The 24,509-nt window shown below is 67.8% G+C and carries 22 protein-coding genes and 2 tRNA genes; 9 read left to right on the forward strand and 15 right to left on the reverse strand.

Features of this window, described 5'->3' with window-relative positions:
- The first annotated feature begins 137 nt into the window (after window positions 1–137).
- Together ASG60_RS11165 and ASG60_RS11170 are read left to right on the forward strand one after the other, a co-directional pair.
- Window positions 138–214, forward strand: a tRNA-Met gene (locus ASG60_RS11165).
- A gap of 90 nt (window positions 215–304) precedes the next feature.
- Window positions 305–381 (forward strand) — tRNA-Met (locus ASG60_RS11170).
- Between the two features lie 297 nt (window positions 382–678).
- On the opposite strand, the gene guaA is transcribed toward ASG60_RS11170, so the two are convergent.
- Both guaA and ASG60_RS11180 read right to left on the reverse strand, forming a co-directional pair.
- A complete protein-coding gene (gene guaA, locus ASG60_RS11175; RefSeq protein ID WP_056173028.1) occupies window positions 679–2,235 on the reverse strand; it encodes a glutamine-hydrolyzing GMP synthase in 1,557 nt (518 codons plus the stop codon).
- A 98-nt stretch (window positions 2,236–2,333) separates the two neighbouring features.
- Window positions 2,334–3,641: an RsmB/NOP family class I SAM-dependent RNA methyltransferase gene (locus tag ASG60_RS11180; protein ID WP_056386046.1), complete on the reverse strand. Its 1,308-nt coding sequence runs from the start codon at window positions 3,639–3,641 to the stop codon at window positions 2,334–2,336.
- A 163-nt stretch (window positions 3,642–3,804) separates the two neighbouring features.
- Between ASG60_RS11180 and ASG60_RS23150 the strand changes: the two genes are divergently transcribed.
- Complete coding sequence (locus tag ASG60_RS23150) at window positions 3,805–3,969, forward strand: hypothetical protein (protein WP_200918712.1); 165 nt, start codon at window positions 3,805–3,807, stop codon at window positions 3,967–3,969.
- Here ASG60_RS23150 and panE read toward each other — a convergent pair.
- From panE to ASG60_RS11200, 4 genes are all read right to left on the reverse strand, one after another.
- The gene (gene panE / locus ASG60_RS11185) at window positions 3,963–4,907 is read right to left on the reverse strand and encodes a 2-dehydropantoate 2-reductase (protein ID WP_056173031.1); all 945 of its coding nucleotides are present in this window, start codon (window positions 4,905–4,907) and stop codon (window positions 3,963–3,965) included. The genes ASG60_RS23150 and panE overlap by 7 nt on opposite strands.
- Before the next feature lie 62 nt (window positions 4,908–4,969).
- On the reverse strand, window positions 4,970–5,389 hold the full coding sequence (locus ASG60_RS11190) for an MAPEG family protein (RefSeq protein WP_056385636.1): 420 nt from the start codon (window positions 5,387–5,389) through the stop codon (window positions 4,970–4,972).
- Window positions 5,390–5,474: 85 nt separating this feature from the next.
- Window positions 5,475–6,968, reverse strand: coding sequence for an IMP dehydrogenase (gene guaB, locus ASG60_RS11195; RefSeq protein ID WP_056385639.1), 1,494 nt, complete (start codon window positions 6,966–6,968; stop codon window positions 5,475–5,477).
- A gap of 173 nt (window positions 6,969–7,141) precedes the next feature.
- Window positions 7,142–8,026, reverse strand: a complete 885-nt coding sequence (locus tag ASG60_RS11200) for a DUF3313 domain-containing protein (protein ID WP_056173041.1) — start codon at window positions 8,024–8,026, stop codon at window positions 7,142–7,144.
- A gap of 323 nt (window positions 8,027–8,349) precedes the next feature.
- On the opposite strand from ASG60_RS11200, the gene ASG60_RS11205 reads away from it, so the two are divergent.
- Entirely contained in the window at window positions 8,350–9,750 is a 1,401-nt protein-coding gene (locus tag ASG60_RS11205) for an MFS transporter (protein ID WP_056385642.1), read from the forward strand.
- A 1-nt stretch (window position 9,751) separates the two neighbouring features.
- Here the strand turns inward: ASG60_RS11205 and ASG60_RS11210 are convergent, their stop codons facing one another.
- Together ASG60_RS11210 and ASG60_RS11215 are read right to left on the reverse strand one after the other, a co-directional pair.
- Window positions 9,752–10,264, reverse strand: coding sequence for a DoxX family protein (locus tag ASG60_RS11210; RefSeq protein WP_244476644.1), 513 nt, complete (start codon window positions 10,262–10,264; stop codon window positions 9,752–9,754).
- A gap of 97 nt (window positions 10,265–10,361) precedes the next feature.
- Entirely contained in the window at window positions 10,362–11,588 is a 1,227-nt protein-coding gene (locus ASG60_RS11215; protein WP_056173049.1) for a multidrug effflux MFS transporter, read from the reverse strand.
- Between the two features lie 381 nt (window positions 11,589–11,969).
- Here ASG60_RS11215 and adh point away from each other — a divergent pair, with 381 nt between their 5' ends.
- Together adh and ASG60_RS11225 are read left to right on the forward strand one after the other, a co-directional pair.
- A complete protein-coding gene (gene adh / locus ASG60_RS11220) occupies window positions 11,970–13,490 on the forward strand; it encodes an aldehyde dehydrogenase (protein ID WP_056262749.1) in 1,521 nt (506 codons plus the stop codon).
- 98 nt (window positions 13,491–13,588) lie between these two features.
- Entirely contained in the window at window positions 13,589–14,014 is a 426-nt protein-coding gene (locus ASG60_RS11225; RefSeq protein ID WP_056262751.1) for a DUF779 domain-containing protein, read from the forward strand.
- 9 nt (window positions 14,015–14,023) lie between these two features.
- Here the strand turns inward: ASG60_RS11225 and ASG60_RS11230 are convergent, their stop codons facing one another.
- On the reverse strand, window positions 14,024–15,199 hold the full coding sequence (locus ASG60_RS11230) for a hypothetical protein (protein WP_056173057.1): 1,176 nt from the start codon (window positions 15,197–15,199) through the stop codon (window positions 14,024–14,026).
- A 110-nt stretch (window positions 15,200–15,309) separates the two neighbouring features.
- Between ASG60_RS11230 and ASG60_RS11235 the strand changes: the two genes are divergently transcribed.
- The 3 genes from ASG60_RS11235 (at window position 15,310) to der (ending at window position 18,132) form a co-directional block, all read left to right on the forward strand.
- Window positions 15,310–15,915 (forward strand): NnrU family protein, encoded by a 606-nt coding sequence (locus ASG60_RS11235; RefSeq protein WP_056173059.1) that lies wholly within the window; start codon window positions 15,310–15,312, stop codon window positions 15,913–15,915.
- A gap of 111 nt (window positions 15,916–16,026) precedes the next feature.
- Entirely contained in the window at window positions 16,027–16,737 is a 711-nt protein-coding gene (locus ASG60_RS11240) for a tetratricopeptide repeat protein (protein WP_056262758.1), read from the forward strand.
- 42 nt (window positions 16,738–16,779) lie between these two features.
- Window positions 16,780–18,132: a ribosome biogenesis GTPase Der gene (gene der / locus ASG60_RS11245; protein WP_056173063.1), complete on the forward strand. Its 1,353-nt coding sequence runs from the start codon at window positions 16,780–16,782 to the stop codon at window positions 18,130–18,132.
- A 24-nt stretch (window positions 18,133–18,156) separates the two neighbouring features.
- Here der and ASG60_RS11250 read toward each other — a convergent pair whose 3' ends face one another.
- The 6 genes from ASG60_RS11250 to radA all read right to left on the reverse strand — a co-directional run bounded on the left by ASG60_RS11250 (window position 18,157) and on the right by radA (window position 24,493).
- Window positions 18,157–19,275: a carboxylate-amine ligase gene (locus tag ASG60_RS11250; protein WP_056173068.1), complete on the reverse strand. Its 1,119-nt coding sequence runs from the start codon at window positions 19,273–19,275 to the stop codon at window positions 18,157–18,159.
- A 57-nt stretch (window positions 19,276–19,332) separates the two neighbouring features.
- Window positions 19,333–19,740, reverse strand: coding sequence for a dihydrofolate reductase (locus tag ASG60_RS11255; protein ID WP_056306096.1), 408 nt, complete (start codon window positions 19,738–19,740; stop codon window positions 19,333–19,335).
- A gap of 203 nt (window positions 19,741–19,943) precedes the next feature.
- Window positions 19,944–20,693, reverse strand: coding sequence for an SDR family NAD(P)-dependent oxidoreductase (locus tag ASG60_RS11260; RefSeq protein WP_056262764.1), 750 nt, complete (start codon window positions 20,691–20,693; stop codon window positions 19,944–19,946).
- A gap of 10 nt (window positions 20,694–20,703) precedes the next feature.
- A complete protein-coding gene (gene purF / locus ASG60_RS11265) occupies window positions 20,704–22,194 on the reverse strand; it encodes an amidophosphoribosyltransferase (protein ID WP_056173078.1) in 1,491 nt (496 codons plus the stop codon).
- Window positions 22,195–22,312: 118 nt separating this feature from the next.
- Window positions 22,313–22,924 carry a CvpA family protein gene (locus tag ASG60_RS11270; RefSeq protein ID WP_056173082.1) on the reverse strand — a complete coding sequence of 204 codons (612 nt, stop codon included), beginning with the start codon at window positions 22,922–22,924 and terminating at the stop codon, window positions 22,313–22,315.
- A gap of 135 nt (window positions 22,925–23,059) precedes the next feature.
- Entirely contained in the window at window positions 23,060–24,493 is a 1,434-nt protein-coding gene (gene radA, locus ASG60_RS11275) for a DNA repair protein RadA (protein ID WP_056173085.1), read from the reverse strand.
- Window positions 24,494–24,509 lie beyond the last annotated feature (16 nt).

The raw sequence follows: 24,509 nt of genomic DNA on the forward strand, positions 1-24,509 counted from the left end.
GAACTCGGCCGTTAAACGCACCAGCGCCCATGGTACTGTGTCTCAAGACACGGGAGAGTCGGTCGCCGCCAGACCTGCACAGCACATCACATCCCCTCCAGACGATCCGAACTTGCCCAAAAGGCAAAACACCCTGGCGCGGGGTGGAGCAGCCCGGTAGCTCGTCAGGCTCATAACCTGAAGGTCACAGGTTCAAATCCTGTCCCCGCAACCAACATCACAACAACAAACCAAAAGCCCCCAACCTCACGGTCGGGGGCTTTTCGCTGNACACCCCTTCCGCCTACAACGGCGAACAAGGTGTCGCGGGGTGGAGCAGCCCGGTAGCTCGTCAGGCTCATAACCTGAAGGTCACAGGTTCAAATCCTGTCCCCGCAACCAACATCACAACAACAAACCAAAAGCCCCCAACCTCACGGTCGGGGGCTTTTCGCTGCGCGAAGCTGATCAGCCGCTGGTAAAGGCCGCCTGTTCGAACGAGCCGATAAAGAGAAGGCTTGGAGAGGGGAGGGGCCCCTCCACGACTCGGGCACCCAACTGGGTTCTCGGGATCGGAGGGTGTGAGGAACGCTGTCGTTCCTCCGCACCTTAGTCATCACAAAGCGCGGGTGCTTCCCTTTCGGTAATCCTGCCCATACGTTCCGACAGAGGTGGATCGGGTCCGGCGTTCGGTCCGCCTCATTCCCACTCGATGGTGCCGGGGGGCTTCGAGGTGATGTCGTAGGTCACTCGGTTGATGCCCTTGACCTCGTTGATGATGCGGGTCGCAACACGACCGAGGAAGGCCATATCGAATGGGTAGAAGTCCGCCGTCATGCCGTCGACGGAGGTGACAGCGCGCAGCGCACAGACATGGTCGTAGGTGCGCCCGTCACCCATCACGCCCACGGTCTTCACCGGCAGGATCACGGCAAAGGCCTGCCAGATGGTGTCGTAGAGGCCGGCCTTGCGGATCTCGTCGAGGTAGATCGCATCGGCCTTGCGCAGAGCCTCCAGCTTCTCCCCTGTGATGGTACCGGGGCAGCGGATGGCGAGGCCCGGTCCCGGGAAGGGATGGCGGCCGACGAAGGCGTCCGGCAATCCGAGTTCCTTGCCAAGCACCCGGACCTCGTCCTTGAACAATTCGCGCAAGGGTTCGACGAGCTGCATGTTCATGCGCTCGGGCAGGCCGCCGACATTGTGGTGGCTCTTGATGGTCACCGAGGGACCGCCAGTGAACGACACGCTCTCGATCACGTCCGGGTAGAGGGTGCCTTGGGCCAGGAACTTGGCGCCGCCGATCTTCTTTGCCTCGGCATCGAACACGTCGATGAACAGGCGGCCGATGGTCTTGCGCTTGATCTCCGGATCACTGACCCCCTCGAGCTCGCCGAGGAACAGACCTTGCGCCTCCACGTGGACCAGCGGGATGTTGTAGTGGTCGCGAAACAGACGCACGACCTCGTCGGCCTCGCCCATGCGCAGAAGCCCGTGATCGACGAAGACGCAGGTGAGCTGCTCGCCGATGGCCTCATGGATCAGCACCGCCGCCACGGAGGAATCGACGCCGCCGGACAGGCCGCAGATCACCTTCTCCGAGCCGACCTGTTCGCGGATCTTCGCGATGGCCTCTTCGCGATAGGCGCCCATGGTCCAATCGCCGGAGCATCCGGCGATGTCGCGGACGAAGTTGCGGATGAGCAGCGCCCCGTGCGGGGTGTGGGCCACCTCGGGGTGGAACTGGACCGCGTAGTAATTGCGCGATTCGTCGGCGACCGCCGCGAAGGGGGCATTCTTCGACATGGCGACGGTGGTAAAGCCGTCCGGCAGCTTCGTAACCCGGTCGCCGTGGCTCATCCAGACGGGGTAGTGCTCACCCACATGCCAGACGCCCTTGAACAGGGGGCAATCCGACAGAATCTCGATCTCGGCGCGGCCGAACTCGGCATGGTGTCCGGCCTCGACCTCGCCGCCGAGTTGGGCCGCCATGGTCTGCTGACCGTAGCAGATGCCGAAGACCGGGACGCCCGAATCGAAGACGATCTGAGGCGTTCGCGGCGAAGCGTCCGTGGTCACCGATTCTGGCCCGCCCGAAAGGATCACGCCCTTCGGCTTGGACTCGGCAAATGCCTCGGCGGCTTTGGTGAAGGGGACGATCTCGCAGTAGACGCCCTCCTCGCGCACACGTCGCGCGATGAGTTGCGTCACCTGGGAGCCGAAATCGACGATGAGGATCTTGTCGTGGTCGGTGATCATGGAACCGGAGTTAGACGAGGCTCACGCACGGTGCAACGGATGGAGCGATGTGCGCCGTGCAGGAACCGCAACCGTCTGGGGATTCTGCGGTTCGGGTGTCAGCTGCCCGCCTTGCGTTCCAGAGTCGCAAGGTAGAATCCGTCCGTGCCCGTGAGAGCCGGGCTCATCTGCAAACCGTGCTCGGTGAACCGCAGGAACGGGCCGAGATCGGGCTTCTCCCCAGCCACCACGGTCGTTGCCGGCACCACCGCGAAGGCGTCGCCAGCGCGCGCGAGAAAGCCAGCGACCGCCGCATCGTTCTCGTCCGGCAGCAGGGAGCAGGTGACGTAGGTGATGCGTCCGCCCGGACGCACCAGGGCAGCAGCGCGGTCGAGCACCGTGGCCTGCTCGTTGACGCGGGCGGTAAGCGCTCCCGGCCGCATCCGCCACTTCGCATCGGGATTGCGGCGCCAGGTGCCGGAGCCCGTGCAGGGCGCGTCCACGAGAACGCGATCCGCGGTACCGTCGAGGTCCGCCAGAACATCGGTCCGAGCCCGGCCGCCGCGCGGGGTCCGGATCTCGGCGCGGGCTCCAGCCCGGCGCAGACGCTCGTGAATGGGTGCAAGGCGACGTGGATCGTCGTCGCTGGCGACCAGTCGTCCGTCATTGCCCATCATCGCCGCCAGGCTCAGGGTCTTGCCGCCGCCCCCCGCGCAGAGATCGATCACGGTCTCGCCGGGCTTCGCGCCGGACAGCAGGCTCGCGAGCTGCGAACCCTCGTCCTGGATCTCGTACCACCCGCCGAGGAATTCAGGCTCGACATGCAGAGCGGGGCCGCGTCCATCCTCGCCGATGGGGATACGCAGGCCGTTGGGCGCGTGGGGCGTCGTCGCCGGGGCGAGATGGGTCAGGCCCGCCATGGCCGAATCACGGCTCTGCCTAAGGGTGTTGATCCGGATATCGAGGGGCGCGCGGCGCGCCAGGGCCCGCAACTCGTCGAGCAGCGCGTCGCCGAATGTCGTTGCGAGGGCGGGCAGCACCCATTCCGGTACGTCGCCGGCGACGTGGTCGGGCGCCTGCGCCAAGCTCGCATCGGTGAGGCGGGTCCGTTCGTGATCGGACAACGGCGCGGGGGCGAAGCGATCGCCCGAGAACTGGGCTGCGATGGTGGGGGCCGCGAGCCCATGCTGGAGGCGCAGCATGCCGATGACGAGGGCGCGCGGACTCTCGTCGTCCATGATCCAGGCGGCGGACGCCCGCCGGCGCAGGGCATCGTAGACGAGGCTGGCGATGGCAGCCCGGTCGCCCGAGCCGGCGAAGCGGTGGGCGAGGCCCCAATCCTTGAGGGCATCGGCGGCGGGGCGACGGCGTCCGGCGATGTCGGCAAGGACTTCGATGGCGGCGGAGAGGCGGGCGGGGGGCGTCAGGGCGAAGGTCCTCCGGGCGGGATCACGAGGGTCGGGCGAATGCCGTGATACGGCCACGCTTAAAGCGCGGCGGGGTCACAGGGGTGTCGAGCTTCTGGCACTATTCCGGGGCACGAAGGCAGCGGGACCACATCGGTTGGTGCCCGGAGCTTTAGAGAACCCCATGCCCCCCGTCATCCATCTTGGCCTTGCCGGACTCCTGTTGCTCTTCGTCGCCGCTTGCGCGACGGCCCCGGCCGCCATCGATCCGACCCCGCCGCCGCGCCGGCTCGACGCGAAGACGCAGCTGGAATACGGCAATCCACCGCCGCCCGGACCGCGCTACTGAACCGTCGTGGCTTCGCGAGTGCGCCGGGCCTCGTAGGCTTTCAGATGCGTGTGGACACGGTCGAGCAAGGGATGCCCGGCCGTGTCGGGCGCCCGTGCGATGAGGTCGCCGATGATCTGGTCGACTTCGATCCGGGCCCCGTTCTCGATGTCGCGAAGCATCGAGGCGGTGAACCCCGACCCGTCCGCCGTGAGGGTGGCGCGGGTTCGCGCCACGAACTTCTCGCGGGGGGCATGGCCAGCGCTCGCCGCGATGCTACGGCACTCCTCAAGCAGGGCCTCGATGAAGTCCCGCCCGCCGGGGGCCGAGACGATGTCTCCAATGGTCGATCGCATGAGGCAGGTCGATCCGGCCAACGTCGCCAGGAAAGTCCACTTCTCCCACATTTCCAGCATCATGGTCTGGCTCAGGCGAGGGTCGAAGGTCGCGCCTTGCATCAGGGCGTCGATGGCTTCGATGCGCGGCGACAGGCTGCCGTCGCGCTCGCCGTAGGTCAGGGTGTGCAGTTCGTTCATCTGGTGGACGGTGCCGTCCGCTCCGAGCGTCGCCGCAATGGCGCAGGTTCCTCCGAGAACGCGCTCCGACCCGAACCGGGCTTCGAGGGCGTCGAGGTGGCGCATGCCGTTGAGCACGGGCAGGATCGCCGTCTCCGGGCCGATGCCGGGGGCGACGTCCACGAGAGCTGCGTTGAGGTCGTAGGCCTTGCAGCTGAGGAACACGAGGTCGAAGGCGCCGGCCGAGGCCAGCTGCGCCGCCGTCACGGTCTTCGGCGACGAAAGCGTCAGGTCGCCGTGTGGACTCTTCAGGCTCAGGCCACGCGCAGCGAGCTTCTCCGCGCGCGCCGGGCGAACGAGGAACGTCACGTCCCGGCCGATCGCGGCCAGCCGGGCACCGAAATATCCTCCGGTGGCTCCGGCACCAACGACGAGTACGCGCATGGGACGATCCCTTTCGATTCGAGGACGTTCTCTCTGGAAAGTTTCTATACGCCCCGGGCGTATCAGCTCGCCAGAATTCGTATGGCGAACACACTCCACATCACCAGGAGGACCACCACGCCGGCGGCGAAGGCTTGGAAGCGATACGAGAGCGGATTGGTCGTGACGTAGAGAACCGCGTGGACCGCCCGCGTCGCGACGAAGACCCAGGCCAGCACCACGAACAGCAGGTCGGCTTTCCGGGTGTACAGTGCCGGCGGCACCAAGGCGTAGAACAGAACCGGCAGTTCGAACTGGTTCGCGTAGGCGTTGGCCGCCCGTTGGGCGCGATCTGGCCAAGTCCTCTGGCCGACGGCGATGTCGCCGACCCGAACGGTGCCGGCCCTCAACGCGGCGAAGCGGACATGCCCCATCCAGAACAGCAGCGCGAAGGTGAGGAACACCTGCGCGAAGGCCGGTGCGAGGATGGCCGGAACCGTCATGGTTGAGTCATCCGCGCGTGATGAAACTCCTGCGCCCGGGGCACGCGGGAGACTGGACGGGGCGAGATTGTTCGTCGGGTGGGGTTCAACCGCGTCCGGGGTAGTTCGGGCTCTCGCGGGTGATGGTCACGTCGTGGACATGGCTCTCGCGCAGGCCCGCATTGGTGATGCGGACGAACTGCGCCTTGTCCTGGAACTCCGGGATCGTGGGGGCGCCGACATAGCCCATGGCGGCGCGAAGGCCCCCGGCAAGCTGGTGCAGCACCGCGGCCACCGGTCCCTTGTAGGGCACCTGCCCCTCGATGCCCTCGGGGACGAGCTTGTGCGTGTCGTTGACCTCCGCCTGGAAGTAGCGATCGGCCGAGCCACGGGCCATGGCGCCGACCGAGCCCATGCCGCGGTAGCTTTTGTATGAGCGGCCCTGGTGCAGGAAAACCTCGCCGGGCGCCTCGTCGGTACCGGCCAGGAGGGAGCCCAGCATCGCCACGGACGCGCCGGCCGCGATGGCCTTGGCGAGGTCACCCGAGTACTTGATGCCGCCATCGGCGATCACCGGCACGTTGGCGCGGTCGGCCGCCTCGACGGCCTCCATCAGGGCGGTGAGCTGGGGCACGCCGACACCGGCGACGATGCGGGTGGTGCAGATGGAGCCCGGGCCGATGCCGACCTTGATGGCGTCGGCGCCCGCGTCGATGAGGGCCTGGGCGCCGTCGCGAGTGGCGACGTTGCCGGCGACGATCTGCACGGTGTTGGAGAGTTGCTTCACCCGGCGCACGGCGTCGAGCACCTTGATCGAGTGCCCGTGGGCGGTGTCGACCACGACCACGTCGCAACCGGCATCGATGAGACGCTCGGCCCGCTCGAATCCGCTGTCGCCCGTGGTGGTGGCCGCCGCCACGCGCAGGCGGCCCTGCTCGTCCTTCACGGCGCCCGGATACGCGACCTGCTTCTCGATGTCCTTGACGGTGATGAGGCCGATGCAGCGGTAGTGGTCGTCGACCACCAGGAGCTTCTCGATGCGGAACTGGTGCAGGAGGCGCTTGGCCTCGTCCTGGTTCACGCCTTCGCGCACGGTGATGAGCCGGTCGCGGGTCATCAGTTCGGCGACGGTTTCGGAGGAATTCGTCGCGAAGCGCACGTCGCGGTTGGTGAGGATGCCGACGAGCTTGCCGCGCGAGCCGTTGGGGCCGCGCTCCACCACCGGAATACCGGAGATGCGGTTCTGCTTCATCAGCGTGAAGGCGTCGGCCAGGGTCTCGTCGGGGTGGATGGTGATGGGGTTGAGCACCATTCCCGACTCGTACTTCTTGACGAGGCGGACCTGCTCGGCCTGCTCGTCCGGCTCGAGGTTGCGGTGGATGACGCCCATGCCGCCGTTCTGCGCCATGGCGATGGCCATGGGCGCTTCCGTCACGGTGTCCATGGCGGAGGCCAGGATCGGCAGATTGAGGTGGATGGTGCGGGTGAGCCGGCTCGCGACGCTCACCTCGGTGGGCATCACCGAGGAGGCGGCGGGGCGCAGGAGGACGTCGTCGAAGGTCAGGCCTTCGATGATGGAATCTGCGGTGATGCGGGCCATGAACCAACTCCCAGAAGGGGTGAGACGCCAGGTCCGTGGACCTCTTCGGCGTCATCGAGTTGGCAAGGGCCAGTATCATGCGGGCCCGACCCGCGCAAAGGCGGAATCCGCGGGCGGCACGAGGATATCCCCCGTCCGCATGGCTCACCGGCCGCGCGGGCCGGGCCGTTCGGTCACCGGACGGGCGCGAGGGGGCCCTTGTCGGTGTATTCCGGCGGCAGGCCGATGTAATCCGCCGCGATTCCGTCGACGCCCGGCGCGCGGCCGAACGCCTCGCAATCGGGGTCGAGGGGCGCCTCGCCGAGGGTCGTGATGCGGATGCGGTCGTAGCTCGGGATGGCCAGCGGTGCCTTGAATGGATCGACGCCGGTGGCGAGGTAGCCGCCCCAATCCTGTCCGAATTCGCCAGCGAGGTCGTAGGCGTCGCTGATGGGCGAGAACCGCGGCTGGCTCGTGAACGAATTGGCGGCCCCGCCCCATACCATGGCGGCCCGCTGTTCGTGGCGGCCGTCGAGGGCCTCCGCCTCGATGGTGATGCTGCCGAGGCCGATCGGAATCCGCGGGATCGGGACGCGGCCCACCGACGTGGCGAAGCCGACACCGACCTGCGATGCGATGCTGACGCCGGCCGAGGTGGCGATGGTGGCCCCCGCAGCCGGCAATCCGGTGAGTTCGACGCGGGTGACGGCGGCGCGCACGGTCAGGTCCGCCTTGCGGCCCGAGACCACGTCGTAACGCAGAGACAGTTCGTAGCAGAGCGCCCGGTCCGCGGCGTTGGCGACGAGGCGACGCTCCACGGACGTCAGGCCGGGACCTGAGACGGCCTCGGAAAACGTTGTCGGAATGATCCGGATCGTCCGTGCGGCGGCGGTGGCGGCACGGTCGATGTAGAGCTTCGCCCGGGTGGCGACCTCTTCGCTGCCGACGAGACGGTCGTAGCGGGTGAGTGAGCCGGAATCGTTCAGGAGGACCGTGCCGCAGCCGGCCATGGCGAGCATCAGGGCGAAACCGGCGGTCATGCCGGGTACCCTGAGACGACGTTCGAAGCGCGAGGGCATCCAGGAACCTTGACGGAAGAACGGGAACGGCGGCTCGGCGCATCCGGGGCAGACATGCCCTCGAACGGCACCAGACGGTCCGTGTTGGGCGACAGCTTAGCTGCGGGGACGACCACGTGGAAAGGCGCTCGACGCCCCGCCGCCCGCTGTTGCGGCTGCGTGTGGCGGAAGCGCCACGCAGTTCCGGCACGGTTCCGGCTGCGATTTTCATCCACCATACGCCAACAGAACGGCACACCGCTCTCAGGAATCGGGACGTAGCCGATAAGTTTCTCTCGCCGCAGGTGCAACCCGATGGCCCATCCGGGACTTGTTGCCGTCCGATGCGCCCGTCTCAGATCGTCCCCCTTGTCGTCGCCACAGCCCTGTTCATGGAGAACACCGACGCGACGGTGATCGCCACGGCGCTGCCCACCATCGCCCGGAGCCTCGGCGAAGACCCTATCGCCCTGAAGCTCGCGCTCACCGCCTACCTCGTGAGCCTCGCGATCTTTATTCCCATCAGCGGCTGGATGGCCGACCGCTACGGCGCCCGTACGGTGTTCCGGGTGGCGCTCGGGGTGTTCATGGCCGGGTCGCTGGCCTGCGCGGCATCCGATTCCCTCGTCGGCTTCGTCGCCGCCCGGTTCTTCCAGGGCCTCGGCGGCGCCATGATGGTACCGGTCGGCCGCCTCGTCATCCTCCGCAGCGTGCCGAAGAGCGAGCTCGTCAGTGCGCTCGCCTACCTCACCATCCCGGCCCTCATCGGTCCGATCATGGGGCCGCCCCTCGGCGGCCTGATCACAACCTACCTCGACTGGCGCTGGATCTTCCTCATCAACATCCCCATCGGGTTCGCCGGGATCGTGCTGGCAAGCGTGTATTTCGAGAACGTACGCGAGACCGCGCGGCCGCCCCTCGACCTCGTCGGGTTCGCGCTTTCGGGTCTCGGGCTTGCGACCCTGATGCTCGGGCTTGCCTCGACGGGGCGCCACCTCCTGCCCGAGGGTGTCTCTTGGGGGTGCCTCGCCGCCGGCATCGTCCTGCTATCGCTCTATCTCCGCCATTCCCGCAGGGTGGCGCATCCGGTCATCCGCCTCGATCTCCTGCGCTATCCGACGTTTCGCGCGGCCGTGACCGGGGGCAGCTTGTTCCGCATCGGCACCGGGGCGATTCCGTTCCTGCTCCCCCTGATGCTGCAGATCGGGTTCGGCCTCGATCCCCTGCAATCGGGCCTTCTCACCTTCGCCGCCGCCGCCGGCGCGCTCCTGATCAAGCTCATCGGTCCGGGCATCCTGCGGGCCTACGGCTTTCGCCGGGTGATGCTGATCAACGCCGCCGTCGCCGCGGGCTTCCTCGCCGCGAACGGCCTGTTCACGACGCAGACGCCGCACGCGATCATCGTCTGCACCCTGCTGCTCGGCGGCTGCGTGCGCTCGCTTCAATTCACCTGCGTCAACGCCATCGCGTATGCGGATCTCGAACCGCGGGACATGAGCGCCGGAACGAGTCTCGCCAGCGTCGCCCAGCAACTGTCGCTCAGTCTCGGCGTCTCGCTCGGAGCGCTCGCTCTGGAAGGCAATGCTGCCTGGCACGGACGAACGGATCTCCACGCGGAGGATTTCGGACCGGCCTTCCTCGCCGTCGCGGCGATCTCGGCCCTGTCGGTCTTCGCCTTCCGTCGTCTCGCGCCCGATGCGGGCGCGGAGGTATCGGGGCATCGCCGGGTCGCGCCGGCGCCGTGATCTACGCCGCCGCGCGGGTCGGACTGCGTCCGGCGGGACGTTTGCCGCGCGAGGCCGCCTTCGGTGCCGCGGCCCTCGCCGCGGTGGGTCTCGGTTGAGGCCGCGCGCCCTGGCGCCAGCCCTGCCAGCTCCATGCGCCGGGACCTGTCGCAGCGTACAGGAGGAACCCGCCGGCGAGCCCCAGATCCGCGAGCATCAGGGTGCGCTCGGCCACCGCGTTGGGCCCGGAGAACTGCCAGAACGGGTGCAGCAGGACCGCCATGGCGACCGCGAAGCCTCCGAGACCAAGGCCGGTGAGGCGCGGCAGGACGCCGACGAGGAGCGCCAGGGGACCGAACACCTGAACGACGACGGCTGCCGTCGCCACGAGGTTCGGCGAGGGCAGGCCTGTTCCGGCGAGCGTCAGGGCGAAGCCCGAGACGTTCAGCGCCCGAGCGATGCCCGTCGGAAGGAGCGCGGCGGCGAGCAGCAGCCGGGCGAGGAGAAGCAGTCCGTCATGAGTACGGCCGGGCACGTCGCGGGCTCCGTCTGGATTGGTTTGAGAACAAACCATGTCCTGGGGGGCTGAAGACGGGGTTAAGGCGCGGAAAGCCGCTGGTGAAACGGGAAGCTCATCCCGAAACGCCCCCGCGATACAGGCGTCCGCGCTCCGTCCAGGCGACGACCAGGAGGGCGAGGGCACCGAGGGCCGCATAGCCGAGACCGATGGGCAGGACGGTGCCGTCGAAGGCCTGGCCGATGAGGAATCCGCACAGGGCACCGAGAATCGTAGTGTAGAAGCCGAGGAAGGACGAGGCCGTCCCGGCGATCTCCCCCAGAGGTTGCAGGGCCAGGGCGTTGAAGTTCGGCATGGCGAAGCTGATCAGGAACTGATTGGCGGCGAGAAGTCCGAGGAACAGGCCGAGGGGTGGGCGCCCGCCATAGGCAAGGGCCGCCATCACCTGGACCATCGCGACGGCGACAAAGGCGGTGAGCCCGGCATGGGAGAGGGGTCGCATGCCGAGGCGGCGGACGAGGCGGGCGTTGACCAGGGTCGCCGCACCCATGGCCCCGGCCACGAGTCCGAAGGCGAGGGGAAACAGGGCACCCAGATGATAGAGGCCGGTGTCGAACACCTGCTGGGCCGAGCCGACATAGCCCATGATGCAGCCCGTCAGCAGGCCGAGCGCCGTGGCGTACCCCACCGCCACCCGGTTGCGGAACGTGACGGCCACAGCCTGGCCGACGACGCGCAGGGAAAACGGGCGTCGGTATTGCGGGTGCAGGGTTTCGGGCATTCGGGCGGAGAACCACACGACGAGGAGGCCGGCGAGCACCAGCATCGACACGAAGACGTAATGCCACGAGCCGAAAAGAAGCATCGCCCCGCCGATGGCCGGCGCGATCATAGGCACGATGAGGAATACCATCATCACGAGCGACATCACGCTCGCCATCTCGCGCCCGGCGAACCGGTCGCGCACGATGGCAGTTGACAGCACCCGGCCGCCGGCCGCGCCGATGCCCTGGATGACGCGCGCTGCGAGCAGCCAAGCGAAGGACGGGGCGATCATAGCGAGCACGGTGCCGGCGACGTAGATCGAGAGGCTCACGAGCAGCACCGACCGGCGCCCGTAGGTGTCCGAGACGGGACCGTAGACGATCTGCGCCGCCCCGAAGCCGATCATGTAGACGTAGATCAGCCATTGCAGCCGGTTGGGATCCGCAACCGCGAACTCGGCCTGGATCTCGGGGAACGCCGGCAGGAGATTGTCAATGGAAATGGCGGTCACCGCCATCATCAGGGCGACGATCCCGACGAACTCACCGAAGCGCGGGCCGCTCCAGACCGAAGGCATCGGTGCTACGGGGGCGGGTGGGGGTGTCAACGACAAGGCGATCCTCGACGCGGGAGCGGAAGTTGGGAGCGGAACGGATCGGAATGCGTGACCGTACCCGCACGAAAGGACAGCCCTGGCCTAACGGCCTGCATGCGAGCTTGATCCCGATCGGCCGGCCGTCGGTCGTGCAGTGGCATGGGTCGAAGGCATGACGGGGTGACGGATGCCGCGCCAACCCGGGTCGCAACGATCCGCGATCGGGTCTACCATTGCACCCCCTGCCCGGACGCCATCCGGTGCGCGGACGCCGATCCGGGTTGGCCAAAGGTCCACCTTGCGTCGGCCGGTCGTGTGGCCTTGTCTGCCGCACGCATAAAAACAAGATTCGGAGGAAGCACCATGAACAAGCCGGAATTCCTGAACCAGGGCGCCAAGTCCCCGTTCTCCGCCCGCTACGAGAACTTCATCGGCGGTCAGTGGGTCGCACCCATTGCTGGCCGCTATTTCGAGAACACCTCGCCGATCACCGGCCGGGTCATCTGTGAGGTCGCCCGCTCGGACGCTGCCGACGTCGACAAGGCGCTCGACGCCGCGCACGCCGCAAAGGAGGCCTGGGGCCGCACCGCACCGAACGAGCGCGCGCGCATCCTGAACAAAATTGCAGACCGGATGGAGGACAACCTCGATCTCATCGCGCTCGCCGAGACCTGGGACAACGGCAAGCCGATCCGTGAGACCACACACGCCGACATTCCGCTCGCCATCGACCATTGGCGCTACTTCGCCGGCTGCCTGCGCGCCCAGGAAGGCTCGATCTCCGAGATCGACCACGACACCGTAGCCTATCACTTCCACGAGCCGCTGGGCGTCGTCGGCCAGATCATCCCGTGGAACTTCCCCATCCTGATGGCAGTGTGGAAGCTGGCGCCCGCGCTCGCCGCCGGCAACTGCGTGGTGCTGAAGCCCGCCGAGCAGACCCCCGCGTCGATCCTCGTGGTGGCCGAACTCATCGCCGACCTGCTGCCGCCGGGCGTGCTCAACATCGTCAACGGCTTCGGCCTGGAATGCGGCAAGCCGCTGGCCTCCTCGCCCCGCATCGCCAAGATCGCCTTCACGGGCGAAACGACGACGGGCCGGCTGATCATGCAGTACGCCTCGCAGAACCTGATTCCGGTGACGCTGGAGCTCGGCGGCAAGTCGCCGAACATCTTCTTCGCGGATGTCGTCAACGAGGACGACGACTTCTTCGACAAGGCGCTTGAAGGCTTCACGATGTTCGCCCTCAACCAGGGCGAGGTCTGCACCTGCCCGAGCCGGGCGCTGGTGCACGAATCGATCTACGACCGCTTCATGGAACGCGCGATCAAGCGCGTCGAGGCGATCACGCAGGGCTCTCCCCTCGACCCCGCCACCATGATCGGCGCCCAGGCCTCCTCCGAACAGCTCGAGAAGATCCTGAGCTACGTCGATATCGGCCGGCAGGAGGGCGCCGAGTGCCTCACCGGCGGCGAACGCAACGTCAAGGACGGCGAGTTCGCGGACGGCTTCTACATGAAGCCGACGGTGTTCAAGGGCCACAACAAGATGCGAATCTTCCAAGAGGAAATTTTCGGGCCCGTCCTCTCGGTCACGACCTTCAAGGACGATGCCGACGCCCTCGCGATTGCCAACGACACCCTTTACGGCCTCGGCGCCGGAATCTGGACCCGCGACGGCACCCGCGCCTACCGCTTCGGCCGTGCCATCCAGGCCGGGCGCGTCTGGACCAACTGCTACCACGCCTATCCGGCCCACGCGGCCTTCGGCGGCTACAAGCAGTCCGGCATCGGACGTGAGAACCACAAGATGATGCTCGACCACTATCAGCAGACCAAGAACATGCTGGTGAGCTACTCGGCAAAGAAGCTCGGCTTCTTCTAACCGTCGACCCCGAGACCACCTTGCCCCGGCCGAAAGGCCGGGGCTTTTTCGTTATTCGCCCCATATCTTCGGCAGATCGCCCGAGCGAGGACAGACCGATGAGCGACGTTGCCACCCCCGAACAGACCACCGCCGATCAGGCGGGCAACGACGGCACGCCGCTTCGCGTCACCGCGACACCGGCGGCCCTCGCCCTCATCGAGGAGTTGCGCGCCGAGCACGGCCCGGTGATGTTCCACCAGTCCGGCGGCTGCTGCGACGGGTCCTCGCCCATGTGCTACCCGCAGGGCGAGTTCCTCACGGGCGACAGCGACGTGCATCTCGGGACCGTGGCGGGTGCCGATTTCTGGATCAGCCGGCCGCAGTTCGAGGTCTGGAAGCACACCCACCTCATCCTCGACGTGGTGCCGGGCCGCGGCGGGATGTTCTCCCTCGAAAATGGCCGCGACAGGCGCTTCCTCATCCGCTCGCGGCTGTTCACGGACGCCGAGAACACGGCGCTCGCCGGGGCCTGCAAGCTCTGATCACGGGTCTCACGGCCAGACCTTGATGGCGAGGGGCCGGCGCACGAGGTCGCGATCCGACGTGATGGCGCAGCCCTCCGTGCGCAGGGTCACATAGGTGAGGAGCGCGGTGTCGCCGGTGTCGTCGAAGTTACGGCCCATGGCGGCGGGGTCGAGCAGCGACGGATACGCGATCAAGCCGGCCGACGCGCCGCAGGGATCGTCGTAGAGGGTCGCACCCGCCAAAAGCAGGCGCGGACGGTCCCAAGTCACGAGATCGCGTGAACTCGTCCAGTAGAATCCGGATTCGGGGAAGTCCGCCGCCTTTCGCGCCATGAACACTGCGATCCAGGCGCCACTGCCGCGATGGCGCACCACCGCACCCACGGGGGTGGGGAAGGGCGCCACGGGCTTGCACGTCGCCAGATGCATCGCCGGTTTGGTGTAGGGGTCTGGGAAAGCTGCAGTGAAGCCGGTGCCGGTCCAGGCGCGCCAGCGCGACGGGTCGGCGGGATCGTCCGTGCGGAACAGGCAAACCCCCGCCGCCTGGTCGCTGCCCTTGAGATCCCAACCGGTGGTCGAGGCGAACATGTAGCGCCAGCGCCCATCGCCAAAAATGTTCGACGGGTTGAAGAAGCCGCGATGACGGCCCTGTTCGACTTCCTGGCGGAACGGAGCACCGGCCACAACCACGGGCGGCGTCGCCCGCGAGAACCGCTGTCCGCCATCCGTCGAGGCGGCGGCCACCACCGTGTTGTACCAGCACTCCAGGTAGACCTTGGAGCGGCATCGGCCCGGATGCTCGTTGGCTTGGTATTCATGGTGGAGGAGAGCGGCGACGGCTTTGCCATCGTCGGTCCAGGTGGCGGCGACCCACGAACGGTCGTCGTACAGAGCCGGGTCGGGCTTCTCACCGGAATCGAGGACGATGGCGCAGTCGAGCTTGAGCGCGTCGAGGGACGGACCCCGCAGGGCGCGGTTCCGGTAATGCATCCCATAGAGCGCGACGGCGCTGGAAGCGTCTCGGAACGCCCGCGCGGAGGCATCCGGCACGTCCGCTCCATCGCAAGCATCGCGGCCCGCCTTGAAGACCACGGTCGGGGGTCCGACGAGTGTCAGCGCCGAGAACGGCGGTTCCGAGGCCGCGCCGGCCGCGTCCGTGAGGCTCGCCAGCGCGAGGAGGGTGCGAAGAATGAGGCGCGTCATCGCGTATGCCTGGACATCCCGTCGAGTTTGGGTTTTGAACCGTTACAGACTGATTGCCGCGACGCCGCGTTTTCGGCGGCCGTCCACATCCCGATGCACGAAAGCCCACCATGCTGATCCTGATCCTCGGCCTCGTGCTGTTCCTCGGCATGCACGCCTTCTCCATGGCGCGGGCCAAGCGCGCGAGCGTCATCGGCGATGTCGGCGAGGGCCGCTACAAGCTCGTCTACACCGGCGTCTCGGTGCTCGGCCTCGTGCTCATCGCCTACGGTTTTCACCTCTATCGCCAGGCCGGCTACATCGCCGTCTGGAATCCGCCGGTCTTCACACGCCACCTCTCCCTCGTCCTGACCCTGCTGGCCTTCATCGTCCTGGCCTCGGCGTACCTGCCGGGCCATATCCGAGCCAAGGCCAAGCATCCGATGTTGCTCGCGGTGAAGATCTGGGCGACCGCCCACCTCCTCGCCAACGGTGATCTCGGCTCGATCCTGCTGTTCGGGAGCTTCCTCGCCTGGGCTGTGGTCGCCCGGATCAGCGCCAAGCGTCGGGCCCTGAACCCCACGGCCGTGGCTGCCCAACATGGCGTCGTCGCGGCCCCGGCCGGATGGCGCAACGATGCCATCGCGGTGGTTGTAGGTCTCGCCGTGTGGTTCGTATTCGGCAAGGTCCTCCACCCGATCCTCATCGGCGTCGCCGCCTGGCCGGGTCAGGCCTGAGCACGACGGCCCCGCGGCGAAGACCGGTCGCCAACGGCGCGGGCCTGTGCTAGGCGCAGGCCTTCCTCTTCCTTTGAGCGGTCGGTCGCGTCTCGGCCGGCGTGAGACAGCATGGCCGAGAACAACGAGTTCATCCGCGAGGTCAACGAAGACTATCGCCGGGATCAGGTCGCCGAGATCTGGCGTCGCTACAGCGGCGCCATCATCGCCGTGGCGATCCTCGTGGTGGCCGCCGTCGGCGGCTGGCGCTACTGGCAGCACGACCAGCGCGTGCGCGCCGACGCGGCCTCCGAACAGTTCGACGCCGCCAACCGCCTTGCCCGCGACGGCAAGAACGCGGAGGCCGACAGGGCGTTCGCGGCGCTCCGCAGCGACGCACCGGGCGGTTATCGCCTCCTCGCCCGCTTCCGCTCGGCCGCCGAGACGTCGAAGCGCGACGGGGCTGCCGCCGCCACCGAGTACGACGCTCTTGCGGCCGACACCGGGGTGAGCGATGCCCTGCGCGACCTCGCTCGCCTCCGCGCCGCCCTCCTGCGCCTCGACGGGCCGCAGCCCGACGCGGCGCTCGCCAGCCTCCAGGGCCTCGCCGCGCCGACCGGCGCCTTCCGCCACACCGCCCGCGAGATGCTCGGTCTCGTCGCCCTCAAGCGCGGCGAATACGAGGCGGCCGGACGCTGGTTCGACCAGATCAATGCCGACCCGCAGGCGCCACAGAACCTGCGCCAGCGCATCGAGGTCTATGCCGCCCTCGTGGCCGGCGGTCCGGTCTCCGTGACGGCTGCGACGCCGGAGCCTGCCGCGCCACTGCCCGTGACGCGCTGACAAACACCTTTCCCCATCCTGTACGACTGAATCGAGCACACCATGGACATGCCGACCGTCGCGATCGTCGGACGGCCGAATGTCGGCAAGTCGACCCTCTTCAACCGCCTCGTGGGCAAAAAGCTCGCCCTCGTGGACGACCGCCCCGGCGTGACCCGCGACCGGCGCGAGGGCGACGTCAACTTCGGTGGCCTCGTCTTCCGCATCATCGACACCGCAGGCCTCGAACAGGCCGATGCCGATTCGCTGCTGGGCCGCATGCGCGCCCAGACGGAGGCCGCGATCCTCGAGGCCGACGTGGTGCTGTTCGTCATCGACGCCCGCGCCGGGATCCTGCCCGCCGACCAGCCCTTCGCCGAGCTCGTGCGCCGGGCCGGCTGCCCCGTCATCCTCATCGCCAACAAGGCGGAGAGCGGCGCGGGCCTGAGCGGCGCCTACGAGGCGTTCTCATTGGGGCTGGGCGATCCGATCCCGTTCTCGGCCGAGCATGGCGAGGGCATCGGCGAACTCCACGACGCCCTCACCGAAGCCCTGCCGGCGCAGGACGAGGAGGATGCGGACGAGGATCCGTCCGACCGTTCCCTCAAGGTTGCCATCGTCGGCCGCCCCAATGCGGGCAAGTCGACCCTGATCAATCGGATGCTCGGGGAGGAACGCCTCCTCGTCGGCCCGGAAGCCGGCATCACCCGGGATTCCATCTCCCTCGACTGGGTCTGGCGCGGGCGCCGGATCAAGCTCCACGACACCGCGGGCATGCGCCGCAAGGCTCGCATCGACGACAAGCTCGAGAAGCTCGCCGTGTCGGACGGGTTGCGCGCCGTGCGCTTCGCCGAGGTGGTGGTGGTGCTTCTCGACGCCACCATCCCGTTCGAGAAGCAGGACCTCACCATCGTCGATCTCATCGAGAGCGAGGGCCGGGCACTGGTCATCGGCCTCAACAAGTGGGACCTCGTCGCCGACCAGAACGGCCTCCTGAAGAAGCTGCGCGAGGATTGCACCCGCCTGCTGCCGCAGGTGCGCGGCGTGCCCGTGGTGCCGCTCTCGGGCCTCGCCGGCGAGGGCATCGACAAGCTCATGCAGGCAGTGACGGGCGCGGAGGTGGTGTGGAACACACGCGTCTCCACTTCGCGGATCAACGACTGGCTCAGTGCTGCGACCCAGCGCAACCCGCCGCCTGCCGTCTCGGGCCGCCGCATCAAGATCCGCTACGCCACCCAGGTGAAGAGCCGCCCGCCGCACTTCGCCCTGTTTGGCAACCAACTCGACGGCCTGCCGAAATCCTACACCCGTTACCTCGTCAACGGCCTACGCGAATCCTTCGAGCTCCCCGGCGTGCCGATCCGGCTGTCCCTGCGGACCTCGAAGAACCCGTTCGACAAGGACAACAAGGGCTAAGCGGTACTCCGTCGCACGGTAGATTCAACTGTCGCCCCGCGTGATGGCCGCTAGCCAATCCACCACCGCGCCGAGGGAGCTTCGGTCATCGGATCGGACCGTTTCGAAAGCGGCGATCTGGCATTCCGCGCTCGTGCCGTCACGGACGATCCTGCGGGCGGCCTCGACCTCCGCCACACAGCCCAGGGCTTCGGCGTCCTCGACGATCAGCGTAAGCAGCCTGTCGAGGGCTTCACCGAATGGCACGGCCTGCTCGCTCGCCTCGTCGATCATCTCCGCCTTCGTACCCCCATGCTGCGCCCGCCAGAGGTTCTCCTGCGCCAGCGCCCGCGAGACGCCGTCGAGGCCGGCGTTCAGGTCCGGGCGGCGCACGGCGCAGCGAACGAGGCAGCGATAGAGCGCCGCGATGGTGATGGCGTTGTCGATCCGCGTGCAGGAATCGGCGATGCGCAGTTCCAGGGTCGGGAATTTGATCGAAGGGCGCAGGGACCACCACAGAAAGCTCGCATCCTGGATCGAACCGGCTCGGGTCATGATCCGAACGTAGCGCTCGTAGGCTTTCGTATCGGCGAAAAGCTCGGGTAGGCCTGTCCGCGGAAGTTCGCCGAAGGCGCTGAGGCGATAAGAGGCGAGTCCCGTCGGCTGGCCCTGCCAGAACGGCGACGAGGCCGAGAGAGCGAGCAGGATGGGCTGGAATGGCAACAGCCGGTTCATGAGGTCCACCCGCGCGTCGGGGTCCGGCACCTCGACATGGACGTGCATGCCGCAGATCAGGCTGCGCCGACCCGCCAGACCCACATCCTCCAGGATACCGGTGTAGCGCTCGCCTTGCGTCGCCACCTGCCTCGCCCAGGCCGCGACCGGATGGGTGCCGGCGGCGAAGACGAGGACGCCGTGCTCCCGTCCGATCCGCGCCAGAATCGCCCGGTGATGCGCGAGGGTCTCGCGGGCCTCGCTAAAGCTTTCCAAGGGCGGCGTGCAGGCCTCGATCTGTGATTCGAGGAGCTCGCGGCCGATCTCCGGCAGGGCAGCCCCGGCCGCGTCGTGGAAAGCACCGAGCGGCCGGTCCGGCGTGCCGCGCGTCTCGGAATCGGCCAGAAAGTACTCTTCTTCGATGCCGAAGCGGTACGAATGCGAGCTCATCGGGGACCTTGGGGCTGGAGGGCTCATCTCAACCCGCAAGCGTAGTCCTTTGTGCCGTCAGGTGCGGAGCGGGCCGCCGACGAGCCACGCGGGATCGAACCAGCGGTCGGCCTCGCCGTCATAGGGCAGGCGGGTCACGTCCCAGTGCTGGATATACTTGGCGTACACGTTCCAGACGCTGATCCCGCCACCCACGAAGATGCGCCGGCCGGGATACCGCTTCAGCACCGCCTCGGGATCCTCGTGGCTGCGGATCACGTCGATGGTGCGGTCCTTGAACGCGAAGTCGGGCACCGACGCGATGGTTTTCGGTCCGGCGATGAGCACGTGGCCCATGGTGATGGCGAAGAACCGCGTGACGTCCTCGACGAAGAGGGGATCGGTGTTGCCCTCCCAGGGGAGATGCCCGTTGAGCCCGAGCTGGCCCCGTTGGCCGATGGCGCAGATGCAGCGAACGTCGATCATGGTGGACCTGGCACTTAGTGATGAGACGGTGATCCGAACCGAAGACTTGTCGGGAGAAGTCAGGGCACGTCGGTTGCGTGGGTCATGCCCCGGAGGACTTTTTTAGCGCGCTCTCCGCCAAAGTGGATACCGGTTCGGCGGGGAAAGCGCGGCAAAACAAAGGCCGCGCGATGTGTCCCGACCCAACGTGGTCGGGCACAGCTCTAGCGCGCCATCTGGGGCGTCAGCACGCGGTCGCTCGGAAAATCGAAGATCTTGCCGGTTTCGGTCCAAGCGGGGCTCGCCAACCGGACGATGTGCGGCGCCAGATCCTCCGGTGTCCTCAAGGTCTCGGGATCCTCGCCCGGCATGGCTGCGCGGCGCATGTCCGTCCGCAGGGGGCCGGGATTGAGCAGCATGGCACGAACCGGCGTCGTCTCGGTTTCGGCGGCGTAGGTCCGGACCAGGGCATCGAGGGCGGCCTTGGAGACGGAGTAGGGGCCCCAATAGGCCTTGCACTTCTGGGCGGCACCTGAGGTCACGAAGATCGCCCGACCGGCATCGGACATTCGCAGGAGCGGATCGAACGAGCGGATCAGGCGCCAGTTCGCCGTGACGTTGATGTCCATCACCTGGGTCCAGGTTTTGGGGGTGACGTGGCCGAGCGGCGTGAGGTTGCCGAGAATGCCCGCATTGCCCACCACGATGTCGAGGCGCTTCCAGCGTTCGTGAAGTCCGGCGCCGAGGCGGTCGATGGCGTCGTAATCGGTGAGATCCAGCGGCACCAGGGTGGCGCTCGAACCCACCGCGCGAACGGCATCGTCGAGTTCTTCCAGCGCACCCTGGGTCCGGGCGACGGCGACGATGTGGGCGCCTGCCTCCGCCAGGGCGAGGGCGGCGGCCCGGCCGATGCCGCGCGACGCACCGGTGACGACGGCGACGCGCCCGGCCAGGGGTTTTTGCGGGTCGATCATGGGCGCGCGTTCAGTCGGCTTCGGCCAGCATCGCCAGCCGGCGCGGACCGGCGATGGCCATGTCGGTCAGGCTCGTCGGGTAGTCGCCGGTGAAGCAATGGTCGGTGTATTGCGGGCAGGCCTCGTCGCGGCGTTCCTCGCCCATGGCCTTGTACAGCCCGTCGATGGAGAGGAAGGCCAGCGAATCGGCGCCGATGTAGCGGCGCATACCCTCGAGATCGTGCGTGGCAGCGAGGAGCTTCTCGCGCTCGGGCGTGTCGATGCCGTAGAAGTCCGGGTAGGTGATCGGCGGGGAGGCGATGCGAAAATGCACCTCGCGGGCGCCGGCTTCGCGCATCATGCGGACGATCTTCACGGAGGTGGTGCCGCGTACGAGGCTGTCGTCGACGAGTACGATGCGCTTGCCCTCGACCACGGCGCGGTTGGCCGAGTGCTTCATGCGCACGCCGAGTTCGCGCACGGACTGCGTCGGTTGGATGAAGGTGCGCCCGACATAGTGGTTGCGGATGATGCCCATTTCGAAGGGCAGGCCGGTCTCCTGGGCGAAGCCGAGGGCGGCGGGCACGCCGGAATCCGGCACAGGGATCACCACGTCGGCGTCGGCCGCCGATTCGCGGGCGAGTTCGTGACCGATGTTCTTGCGAACCGAATAGACGCTCTTGCCGTTCACCACGGAATCGGGCCGGGCGAAATAGATGTACTCGAAGATGCACGGGCGCATGGGCCGGGCCGGCGCGAAGCGAATCGACTGGATGCCCTCTTCCGAGATCACCACGATCTCGCCGTTCTCGACGTCGCGGATGAACTTGGCGCCGATGATATCGAGGGCGCAGGTCTCGGAGGCGAGGATGTAGCGGCCGTCGAGTTCGCCCAGCACCAGGGGCCGGATGCCCATGGGGTCGCGGGCGCCAATGAGCTTCTTGTTGGTGAGCGCGACGATGGCGTAGGCGCCCTCGATCTGCTTCAGGGCTTCGGTGAACCGCTCCACGATCCGCGGCGCGCGGGAGCGCGCGGCGAGGTGCAGGATCACCTCCGTGTCGGAGGTCGACTGCGTGATGGCGCCATCGCGCACGAGGTCGCGGCGGATCGACAGGGCGTTGGTGAGGTTGCCGTTGTGCGCGACCGCGAGGCCGCCGCTGGCCAGTTCGGCGAACAGGGGCTGCACGTTGCGCAGGATGGTGCCGCCCGTGGTCGAGTAGCGCACATGCCCGATGGCGGCCCGGCCCTTCAGGCGGGCGATGGTCTCGCCATCCGAGAAGGAATCGCCGACGAGGCCGGGGCGGCGCTCCGAATGGAAGACTTCGCCATCGAAGGAGACGATGCCGGCTGCTTCCTGGCCGCGATGCTGGAGGGCATGGAGGCCGAGCGCCACGATGGCCGAGGCATCGGGATGGCCGAAGATGCCGAACACCCCGCATTCCTCGCGCAGGGTATCGCCGTCACGATCGAGGCCGTCCACGGTCCCGGCGGCCGGACCGGCACTCGGTTTCACTGCCAACATGGTGCGGTCGATCCCTGATTGCCCGGTACTGGGCCAGCCAGCCTCGTCACGAAGCCGTCATGCGCGAAGCCAGCATGTAAGCGGCGTCCGCCCGGGCACCAAGCGCCGGCACCGCAGATCAGCGTCGCGAGGCGGGCGTGGCTGGGGACGGTGCATCGCTGCGGCGCTGGGCCGGCACGTCGCCCTCCGGCGGCTCGACGGGGTCGGACGGGTTGTCCGCCTTCGGCTTCTTGAACTGCTTCAGCAGGCCTTCGGGGTTCTCTGGCAACTGCGCCACCAGGGCCTCCCCGGACTTCTCCAGCATCGGGCGGCTGCGGGCCTGGGCTGCCCAATCGGGCATCTTGCCCTGGACGAGCCAGGCCAGGAACACCCAGCCGATGACACAGATCAGGAAGCCGCGCCCAGCGCCGAACAGGAAACCGAGAGACCGATCGATGGCGCCGATGCGCGAATCGAGGATCATGTCCGACACCTTCACGGTGATGATCGAGACCACGATGAGGGTGCCGAGGAAAATCGCCGCGATGGACGCCACCAAGGCCACGGTGGCGTTGGTGACGTGCTGGCTTACCGTCGGCAGGAGCAGGGGATAGAGCTTCCAGGCAACGGCGGCGGCGGCGACCCAAGCGATGATGGCCAGCACCTCTCGGGTGGCGCCACGCACGGCCGCGAGCAACGCGGACACCACGACGATGCCGAGCACGACGAGATCGAGAACGGAGAACGGCATCGTGGGCGATTGTCACTTCAAGGGAGTTGCTTCGGCAAAGCGTATCCTGCGGCTTCCCCCGGCCGCGCCCCTGTATATCGTGCCGAATCCTGGCCGTCACCCTCAAGCCGACCGGCATCCCGGCCGGGACGGGCTTCAATCCTCGTCGTACTCCACCCCACCGCGTCCCCGGCCGGACCCGACCCGGCGCGGGCCGTTGCTGGCGATGCCGGCGACGAGGTCGGCGATGTGGCGCAGGGCTTCGGTGGGAAACCCGTCGTTGCCGCCCTCGCCGCGCCCCTGGGGCGTCACCGCCTTGGCAAAGCCGAGCTTCAACGCTTCCTTCAGGCGGGCCGGCGCTTGGGCCACCGGGCGAATGGCGCCCGACAAACCGATCTCCCCGAAATACACCGTCTCGGACGGGAGTGCCGAGCCCGACAGGGACGAGACCAGGGCGGCGGCGACAGCCAGATCCGCCGCCGGCTCGGTGATGCGCAGGCCGCCGGCAACGTTGAGATAGACGTCGTGTGTGCCGAGCCGGATGCCGCCATGGGCCTCCAGCACCGCGAGTACCATCGAGAGCCGGTTGGGGTCCCAGCCGACGACGGCCCGGCGCGGCATGCCGAGGGAGGAGGGCGCGACGAGGGCCTGGATCTCGACCAGCAGCGGCCGCGTCCCCTCCATGCCGGCGAACACCGCCGTGCCGGGCGCCGCGTGGTCGCGCCCCGCCAGGAACAGGGCGGAGGGATTCGGCACCTCGGCGAGCCCCATATCGGTCATCTCGAATACGCCGATCTCGTCGGTGGGTCCGAAGCGGTTCTTCACCGCGCGCAGGATGCGGAAGTGATGGCCCTGGTCGCCCTCGAACGAGGCGACCGCGTCGACCATGTGCTCGACCACGCGGGGGCCCGCGATCTGCCCGTCCTTGGTGACGTGACCGACGAGGATCACCGCCGTGCCGGTGGTCTTGGCGAAGCGGATCAGGGTCTGGGCCGAGCCGCGCACCTGGGTGACGGTGCCGGGCGCCGATTCCACCGTCTCGGTCCACATGGTCTGAATCGAATCGATGATGCAGAGCGCCGGCGGGGTGCCCTGCGACAGGGTCTCGACGATGTCCTCGACGTTGGTTTCGGCTGCCAGCTCCACCGGCACGTCGGCGAGGCCGAGGCGCTCGGCGCGCAGGCGCACCTGGGCCACCGCCTCCTCGCCGGAGATGTAGACGACGCGCTCCCCCGTGCGCGCCATGGCGGCGGTGGCCTGCATCAGCAGTGTGGATTTGCCGATGCCGGGATCGCCGCCGAGCAGGATCACCGAGCCGCGGACGAAGCCGCCGCCGGTCACCCGATCGAGCTCGTTGATACCCGATGGAATGCGCGGCGCCTGCTTGACCTCGCCGGTGAGCCCCTCCAGCGGGAACACCCGGCCCTTGGCGCGGCTCGGCCGCGTCTTGACCGGGCCGGACTGGGGGCCGGCGGCACCGGTCTCTTCGGCGATGCAGTTCCAGCCGTTGCAGGCTTCGCAGCGCCCGCGCCAGCGGTTGTAGACCGCGCCGCAGGACTGGCAGACGAAGGTCTGTTGGATCTTGGCCATGACGCGTCCGGAAGAG

The organism is Methylobacterium sp. Leaf469 (genome assembly GCF_001424745.1).
GTDB lineage: Bacteria > Pseudomonadota > Alphaproteobacteria > Rhizobiales > Beijerinckiaceae > Methylobacterium.